Consider the following 8,553-nt stretch of genomic DNA (forward strand, 5'->3'; position numbering starts at 1 on the left):
GCCACGACGACCATGCCGACGCCCGCGGCCAGGGCCAGGCCGGTGCCGGTGGCGGCCCAGGGCAGGGCGCCGGGTGCGCCGGTGGCGGCGAGTCCGCCGGTTGTGCCCTGCGGCTTGACGTCGCCGGCCGGGACGGCGGTGGTGCCGGAGCCGCCGGTCTCGCTGTCCTTGGCCGGGTGGCCCGCCCCGTCCTTGCCGGTGTCGGGCTTGCCGTCCTTGCCCGGCTCGGGCTTGGGCTTCGGAGAGGGCTTGTCCTTGTCCTTGTTGGCGGCCTCGTTGGCCTCGTCCTTCTTGCGGGCCTCGTACTGCCCGACCTTGAGGAACTGCTCGAGCTCCTCGTCGGTGCCGACGAGCGCCTTCTTGCCCGCCTTGCGGACCTCCGGACCACCCTTGTTGATGATCTTGCTGACCAGCACCTCGTTGTCGGTGCGCCGGGCCTCGTACTGACCGGTGTCGAGGAAGCGCTGGACGTCCTCGGGCGTGCCCATGAGCGCCTTCTTGGCGGCCTCGCGGACGCTGGGCCCGCCGGCGTTGTAGATCTGGGTGGCCAGCACGCGGTTGTCGATGGCGCGGGCCTCGTACTGGCCGGTCTTGAGGAACGCGACCCGGTCCTCGGGCGTGCCGTGCAGGGCGGCCCGTCCGGCCTTGGCCACGCTGGGCCCGGCCTTGTCGAGGATCCCGGCGATGAATATGCAGTTGTCCTGATCGCGGGCGATGTACTGGCCCTCCTCCAGGAAGGAGCGCAGGGCGGCGGGGTCGTCGCTGTCGAGCACGTGGTTCGCGTACTCCTTGAGGACCGAGCCGATGCCCGGCTCGGCGAGGATCCTGAAGATGGCGACGCGGTCCTCCTCCGCCTGGTCGCGGGTCGAGACCGACCCCTTGCCGGATCCGGTCGCGGCGTCGGACGCTTCGGCGGCGAACGCCGGCGAGGAGAGCAGGACGGCGGGCGCGATGGCCGCGCTGGTCACGGCAGCGGCAATGCGGGTGAGCTTCACAGTGTTTCTCTTCACGATGTGCGATGGGTACTGCGCGAGCGATGCCCGGGGCACGCCGTCTTCTGCACGGCGTACCCCGGAGCGAGCCGCGGGGCAGCGGGGATTGCGGTTGGGGCGCATCAGGGCTGAGTGGCGGCGGGCCGGTCCGGGAGGAGGGTCGGGGCGCCGCGGAGTACGAGGGTCAGCCGGACATCTTGTTCAGGTCGAGGAGTTCCTTGCCCTTGGGCTCGGCCACCACGAACGGCTTGTTCTGCTCGCTGAAGGACATCGCGGACGCGCCGTCCTTCCCGCCGACGCTGGTTAGCTTCAGGTAGAAGGGCGCCTTCTCGTCGGCGGCCACGTAGTACGTGTCGACCTGCGAACCGGCCTTCCCCACGAGGGTGATCGCCTTGCGGCCGTCGACGACCGTGTCGGCACCGCGGCGCATCCCCCTGACGTCATCCAGCTGCATCTCGGTCACCAGGCCGGTCATGCTGCAGAGGTCGCCGATGTCTCCGGCGCTCTTGTCGCTCGCGTCGGGCTTGATCCACTTGTTGCTCATGATCTTGACGGCGAGGTCCAGCTCATCGCCCTTGAGGGCGTCGGAGCCCGAAGCCATGGCGGACTTGTAGTACGCCTCGTCGCCCCGCATGAACAGCTTCTTCGCGCTGGTGCGGCGGGTGTCCAGGCGCCCCTCGCCGGCCGTCTGCGTGCTGCCCAGGCACTGCCCGTTCGTGTGGAACTGCGAGGTGAACGCCATCTTCTTGCCGGCGTCGATGCCGTTGCCCACGATCTTCATCGAGGTGACGGACTTCGTCGCGGCGGTCGCCTTCGCGGCGATCTGGTCCGGCGTCACGCCCGCGAACGGGCCCTTCGGCTTCTTCGCGGCCGAGGAACCGGCCGACGACGACTTCGTGTCGTCCGACGAACAGGCCGTCAGGCCGAACAGGGCCACCGACGCGGCCACCGCTGCGCAGACGCGCGTGTACTTCATGTCCCACCCCTGGGTGTGCAAAAGCCTGGATGTACTGCACACCCAGTCACGAGAGGGGAAGAGTAACCCGTCCCTCTGACATCGTCAGCAAGGATTTCCGCAGGCGAGAGCAAATTCGGAAGGTTAGCGTCCGCAATTCGGGCGGCTCGGGGCCCGTGGCCGATGCTTCCAGACCGGGCCGTCCACCCCCAATCCCCTTCCCGCCATATCGAGTCGATCAGGCTCGACGGCCGACAGCACCGGCAGCACCCACCGAAGTTCCGGCGAGAGTGCCCCCAGTGCGGACTGCGTGCGGTGTGACGGCTCACACACCCCCATGCGCCCGGCGGGCCGCCCTCGTCCTCCCGGAAGGCGGAGCCCGTCGGGTACCGACCACCCCGACCCGCACCCAGCCCCACCGGAAGAGATCCCGTAACCCCCGGTCAACTGCCCCTCCCCCGTGGGAAACTGCGCCCATGGGGGACGTGACACCGGCCGTCGACCGTGACGACGCCGTGCTCCACCGCGCGTTCGTGACCGTGTGCGGGACCGGACAACCCGTCGGCGCGGGCGTGCTGGTCACGCCGAGGCTCGTGCTGACCTGTGCCCACGTCGTCAACAGCGCGCTCGACCTCGACCGGTACAGCACCAGTGAGCCCTCCCGCGGCCGCACCCTGGCCTTACGTCTCCCCCACGTCGACCGCGACCGAGTCCTCACCGCGCGCGTGGCCGCCGGGATGTGGCGGCCGCCACGGTCGCGACCCGCCGCCGAACGGCCGGTGGCGCCGCTTCCCGGGACCCTCCCCTACTACGGCGACCTGGCGGTCCTGGAGCTGGACGCCGACGCGCCGACCGGGGCCGAGCCCGCGCCGTTCCTGACGCACCGCGACGGCCACGAGGTGATCGCCCAGTGGGCCAGCGGGCACGCCCTGCCCACGCTGCGCGCGATGCCCCGCGTCTCGGCCCACCCCTGGACCGCCCTGGACGTCCTCGGCGGCCAGGTCCGGCCCGGCTTCAGCGGCGGGCCCCTGTGGGACCGGGCCCGCCAGGCCGTCGTCGGCCTGGTCGTCGCCTCGCACGAGGCGGACCCCACCGCCCCGCCCTCCCCCGAGCCGTCCGCCGCGCGGTCGGGATCCACCCGGTCAGCACCCCCCGCCGCCATGTACGCCATCGGCCTCACCACGATCGAGGCCGAACTCCCCGACCTGCCGCCCGTGGACGTGCCCGCGGGCGGTCGCGGGCACCAGCGGCTGCTCACCGCCCTGGAATCGCTGCTGCCCTCGCGCGCCGACGTCAGGGAGTGCGAGGAACTGCTCGCGGCGCGGCTGCACCGGCGCTCGGTCGGCGCCGCCGCGGACGTGGAGCGGCTCGTGGGGCTCGCCATGGGCGTGCGCAGGGGGGTGCCGGAACTCCTCGGGATCGTCCACGACCAGCTCTGCGAGCGCCGCCCGCACGCCCTCGCGGGCCAGGGCGACTGGGCGGCCCTGCTGCGCGTGGCGCAGGTCGTCAGTCCGCGTGAGCGGCTGGCCGCCGGGCGTCGCCGCAACCTCGACGCCCTGCTCGCCCGCTGCCGCGACGCCGATCCGGCGGAGCTGCTGCGGCGCGTGCTCCCGTACGCCGAGGGGCTGCCGGTTCCGTGCGACCTGGCCGACGCCATGGACGTACTGGAGGGGTACGAGGCCGTGCCGGGGCAGCCGGTGCCACCGCTGCTCCAGGCGGTGGCGCGGCTGGCGGCGCACGAGCGGGCCGCGGGCCGTGATCTCGCCGAGGACCTGGACTCGTGGGTGCGCAGCGCGGCGCCCCGGCTGGGGGTGGCGCCCGGGGCGGTGGAACGGCTCCCGGTGGATGCCGGGGCGGTGGGACAGGTGCCCGCGGCTGCCGGGGCGGTGCGGGAGCTGCGTACGGACGCCGGGCCCGTGGGGTCCGCCGTCGGGGTCACGGTGCCGCGGGGCGTCGCACCACGGGTGCAGGTGGAGCTGCTGCCGGTGGCCGTCGGGCAGTTGTTCACGTACCAGATCTGGGTGTGGAGCGACGACGGCCGCCATGAAGTGGTCCTCGTCCAGGACACGGAGGTGGGCAGCGAGCGGGTCGTGGAGGGGATCCGGCAGGTGCTGCGCACACAGGTGCGCGAGGACCCGGACACGGCTGTCGTGGAGTTCTTCGTGGCGCCCGCCTGGCTGCGTCTCGACGTGGACGCCTGGGAGTTCGCGGGCGGCCTCGACGACGACGGCTTCCACCCGGGCGTCGAGCGACGGGTGGTGCTGCGCAGTTCGGAGCGGGCCCGGGAGACGTACGCGGGGTGGAAGCGGCGCACGGGAGCGATGGCGCACTCGCCGCGGCTGCTCCTCGACCAGGCGTGCTCGGAGCCCCGGGTCGCCCGCGCCCGCCTGGAGGTCAGCCCCGACTCCGGGATCGTCGTACTGTGCTGTGGCCGCAAGGAACAGGGGCGCGTGCTGCGCCAGTGCATCCAGGCGGGGGTGCACACGGTCCTCTGGCACCGTGAGGACGACGACGGGCAGGCCGGTACCGCGCTGCTCGCGCTCCTCGACGGCGTGGAGCACACGTACATCCCGGAGGCCGTGCGCCTCGAACGCGCCAAGGCCGTCGCCGACCCCCACTGCGCGACGCACCACGGCAGTCGGCTGTCCCTGCTGCACGACGGGCCCGACCACCGGCCGCCGCCGCTGGCACCCGACCCCTGGGCCCTGACCCAGCCGGCCCCGGGCCCCCGCGCGCCGGCGCCGGCCCCGGACCACCGCGACACCACGTACGCCGGACCACCGAGGAGCGAACACCCGTGACCGACCACGCCGAACAGGCCGCACCGGTGCCGCGCCCCGCCGACCCGGGCGGGCGCGCGCCGGCGCCCGAGGACTGGTGGGTCTTCCGGGGCCCGGCCGAGCTGCCCGAGCCGCCGCCGTGGCGCCGCTTCCCGGCCGCGCGCAGGACCGCGCCCGCCCACCGCTACCTGATGAGCGACCACGAGGTGTCCGTCGTCAACGCGGCCCTGCACCTGCGCCGCCCCCTGCTGGTCACCGGCCGCCCCGGCACCGGCAAGAGCTCGCTGGCCCGCGCGCTGGCGCAGGACCTGGGCCTCGGCGAGGTGCTGCGCTGGTCGGTCAACAGCCGCTCCACGCTGGCCGAGGCCCTCTACCGCTACGACGCGGTCGGCCGCCTGCGCGAGGCCTCGCTGCGGCGCGAGCGCGAACCGCTGCGCGGACCGGCCCGGCGCCTCCACCGCCGTACGGGAGCGCCTTCGGACATCGGCGACTACCTCCGCCTCGGCCCGCTGGGAACGGCGCTCGCCTCGGTGGAGGGCCCGCGCGTGCTGCTCGTCGACGAGCTCGACAAGTCCGACATCGACCTGCCCAACGACCTGCTCGTGGTGCTCGAAGAGGGCGAGTTCGAGATCCCCGAGCTGGCCCGGCTGCCCGAGCACCAGCAGAACGTCGACGTGCTGGTGTCCGGCGGCCGCGACCGGGTCAGGGTCCGGCGCGGCCTGGTCGCCTGTACGCACTTCCCGCTGGTCGTGATGACCAGCAACGGCGAGCGCGAGTTCCCGCCGGCCTTCCTGCGCCGCTGCGTACGCCTCGACCTGCGCGACCCCGACGAGGCGAAGCTGCGCGACATCGTGCGCCAGAACCTCGGCGAGGAGGCGCTGGCCGCGGCGGGCGACCTGATCGACGACTTCCTGCGCCGTTCCGCCGCGCAGAGCCTGGCCACCGACCAGTTGCTGGCCGCCGTCCACCTGCGCCTGACCGGCGCCGACCTCAGCCGTCAGGAGTTGCGCGCGGCCGTGATGCACCGGCTGGACGAGGCGTTCCACGGATGATCGAACGGCTGCGGCACGTCCTCGACTCCCTGGGCTACGAGTGCGGCGCCCCGGAGCTGCTCGACGTGCTGTGGCTGGCCCGGGTGATGGAGCCTGGGCGGGCGGAGGGAGCCGCTGGTACGCGCGAGGGCACCGACACCGTCACGGACCTGCCAGGACCGCTGCCGACGGGGGTGCCCGCGCCCCCTGCGACGGACCTCCCGCCCCGGGGTCCGCGCGCCGCGAAGGCCGCCGGAGGACCGTCGACGCGGCGGCACAGCCTGTTCGCGGACGACGGTGCCCACGGCGGGGACAGTGCCCCCGCACGCCCGGTCCGCGCCCCGGCGCCCCCGCCGCTGTCGGGCACGGCGGCCCTGGCGAAGGCGCTGCGTCCGCTGCGGCGGCACCGGGACCACCACCAGCGCACGGTCGCCGACATCGAGGCCACCGTGCGGTTCACCGCCGAGTCGGGCGTGCTCGACGTGGTGGACCGGCCCGAGCAGGAGCTGCGGCACACGGCCGTACTGCTCGTGGACAACACGCCGTCGATGCGGGTCTGGCAGCCGCTCGTACGGGAGGTCCGCAAGGTCCTGGAGCGTGCGGGCGTGTTCCGTGCCGTAAGGGTGCATCGCGTCGACCCCCGCACGGGACGGCGCCCGCCGCTGCCGCCCCGGTCCGAGTCGGCGATCGCGTTCCTGCTCAGCGACGGGGTCGACCCGGCCTGGCGGACGGACGGGGACCGGCACTTCCTCGACGCGTGGCAGCGCCGTGGGCCGCTGGTGGTGATCCCGCCGCTGCCGCACCGGCTGTGGCGCGGGACGGCGTTCGACGCGGGGCCCCAACTCGTACTGTCGAGTCGGCCGTTCGCCTCGGCCGGTGAGTTGGCGGTGCTGGATCCGCTCGACGGGAGCCCGGTGCCGTGGCGGGGACCCGCGCTTCCGCTGCCCGTGGCGGCCCTCAGCCCCGCGTCGCTCGGCGCCTGGGTGCGGATGCTGGTCCGGCCGGGTGCTCCGCAGATGCTCGACGTTGCGCTGGGCACGACCCCGACGGGGACGGTGCCGCACGACGGCGACACGGGGAGCGCCCCGGCGGACCTGATCCGTTCCTTCCGCTCCACCTTCTCCCCCGACGCGTACCGCCTGGCGGTCAGGCTGTCGGCGATCCGCCCGCTGAGCACGCCGGTCATGCAGTTGGCGCGCCTCGCGACGCTGCCCGGGACCGCCTCCTCGGTGGTCGCGGAAGTGCTGCTCGGCGGACTGCTCCGACCCCTGGAAGCACCCCTGGCGGCAGGGGTCGAGGGCGGACGCCGGCTCGACGAGGCGCTGGGGTCCAGGGCCGACGATCCACGCTACGACTTCAAGCCCGGCGTACGCGACTTGCTGGCGAGCGGCCTGAGCACCGAGCAGTCGCTGGAGGTGGTCGAGGCGGTCGGCGAAGCGCTGGAGCCGTACCTGGGGCGGCTGCCGGACTTCTCGGCCATGCTGGCGGACCCCCGGGGCGACGGACGCCTGGCAACGGGGTCGGCGGCGTTCGCGGTGCTGGTGAGCCCGGTGCTCGACCGGATGTACGGTCCGGCTCCGGCGGGGGCGGACGGGCCCTCCCGTCAGGCGCCGGTCGAGCTCGCGTTCACGCTCTTCGGGCCGATGCTGGCCCGGGCGGGGGACGAGCCGTTCGACGTGGGAGGCTCCCGCGACCGGGCGCTCCTCGCGACGCTCCTGGCACGCCCCGGCCTCGCGGTGGCGCGGCAGGAGCTCACCCACGCCGTGTGGGAGGACGACGCGTCGCTCGACGGCTGCGTCGAGGCGGTGGGGCGGCGCCTGTCCGGTCACGGGGTGACCATCGCGAAGGTACCGGGGGGCTTCCGGCTGGAGGGCGCCTCCCCTGATGCGGAGGTGCGCACGGATCTCGCGGAGAGCGAGCGCCTGTGGGACGCCGCGCGGCTGGCGCGGGAAACGGGACAGCCGGACACGGCCCGCCGCCTGCTGCGCGAGGCGCTGGAGCAGTGCCGGGGGGCGGCTTTGGAGAGCGTGCCCGAGGAGTACGCCACGGCCCAGCGGGCGCGGCTCGACGAGTGGCGGACGAGTCTGGTCGAGGCACGGAACGATCTCGATCGCGCCCTCGACCTCGACCTCGACGAGCCGGCTGGCCCGGAGCATCTGTTGCCGCCTGCCGACGAGATCCAGTTCAGCGTCCTCGGGCCGGTACGCATGTGGCGCGGCGAGCAGTCGCTGCCGACCGGAACTCCCCACCAGCAAGCCCTGTTGGCGGTTCTGCTCCTCCGCGGGGAGACCACGGTGACCGCGGCCGAACTGATCGACGCCGTCTGGGGCGATGACCCGCCTGACCGGGCCCTGGCCTCCGTCCGCATCTACGCCTCCCGGCTGCGTACGGTCCTCACTCCGGACCTCCTCGTGAGTGAGGAGGGTGGATACCGCTTGCAGATCGATCCGGACAACCTCGATCTGCACATGAGCCAGAAGCTCACAGCGATGGCCGAGCGGGTTCGTGCCGACGGGGACCTGAGCCAGGCGAGGGAGTACGTGACCCATGCGCTGGCACTGTGGAAGGGCGAACCGCTCGACTCCGTGCCCGGCCCGTACGCCGAGAACCAGCGCGCCCGCCTCGAAGAACTGCGCCTGCGACTCCTCGAAACCAGGATCGACCTCGACCTGGAACTGGGCCGCCACGCCGAAGTCGTCCCCGAGCTGACCGCGCTCACCGCCGCCCACCCGCTGCGCGAGCGGCTGCGCGAACTGCTGATGCTCGCCCTGTACCGCTCGGGACGCCAGGCCGAG

At 73.7% G+C, this 8,553-nt stretch carries 5 protein-coding genes and 1 pseudogene; 4 read left to right on the forward strand and 2 right to left on the reverse strand.

Annotated features, from left to right (window positions below):
- Together ABT160_RS45740 and ABT160_RS45745 are read right to left on the reverse strand one after the other, a co-directional pair.
- Positions 1 to 1,010: ALF repeat-containing protein (locus ABT160_RS45740; RefSeq protein WP_351656020.1), on the reverse strand; the 1,010-nt coding region annotated here is incomplete at its 3' end.
- 166 nt (positions 1,011 to 1,176) lie between these two features.
- Positions 1,177 to 1,968 carry a hypothetical protein gene (locus ABT160_RS45745; protein WP_351656022.1) on the reverse strand — a complete coding sequence of 264 codons (792 nt, stop codon included), beginning with the start codon at positions 1,966 to 1,968 and terminating at the stop codon, positions 1,177 to 1,179.
- 455 nt (positions 1,969 to 2,423) lie between these two features.
- Here ABT160_RS45745 and ABT160_RS45750 point away from each other — a divergent pair, with 455 nt between their 5' ends.
- From ABT160_RS45750 to ABT160_RS47210, 4 genes and pseudogenes are all read left to right on the forward strand, one after another.
- Entirely contained in the window at positions 2,424 to 4,748 is a 2,325-nt protein-coding gene (locus ABT160_RS45750; protein ID WP_351656024.1) for a VMAP-C domain-containing protein, read from the forward strand.
- Between the two features lie 26 nt (positions 4,749 to 4,774).
- Positions 4,775 to 5,779, forward strand: a complete 1,005-nt coding sequence (locus tag ABT160_RS45755) for an AAA family ATPase (RefSeq protein ID WP_351656027.1) — start codon at positions 4,775 to 4,777, stop codon at positions 5,777 to 5,779.
- Positions 5,776 to 7,203 (forward strand): annotated as a pseudogene (locus ABT160_RS45760) (SAV_2336 N-terminal domain-related protein); the annotation flags it as partial. The gene ABT160_RS45755 and the pseudogene ABT160_RS45760, both read left to right, overlap by 4 nt.
- Before the next feature lie 198 nt (positions 7,204 to 7,401).
- The coding region (locus ABT160_RS47210; protein ID WP_502984420.1) for a BTAD domain-containing putative transcriptional regulator at positions 7,402 to 8,553 on the forward strand (1,152 nt) is incomplete at its 3' end.

Origin of the sequence: Streptomyces sp. NPDC001941 (genome assembly GCF_040296945.1) — a bacterium.
Taxonomy (GTDB): domain Bacteria; phylum Actinomycetota; class Actinomycetes; order Streptomycetales; family Streptomycetaceae; genus Streptomyces.

Coding starts and splice junctions, on each gene's coding strand:
- ABT160_RS45745 (WP_351656022.1), bottom strand. CDS start 1,968: ATGAAGTACACGCGCGTCTGCGCAGCGGTGGCCGCGTCGGTGGCCCTG.
- ABT160_RS45750 (WP_351656024.1), top strand. CDS start 2,424: ATGGGGGACGTGACACCGGCCGTCGACCGTGACGACGCCGTGCTCCAC.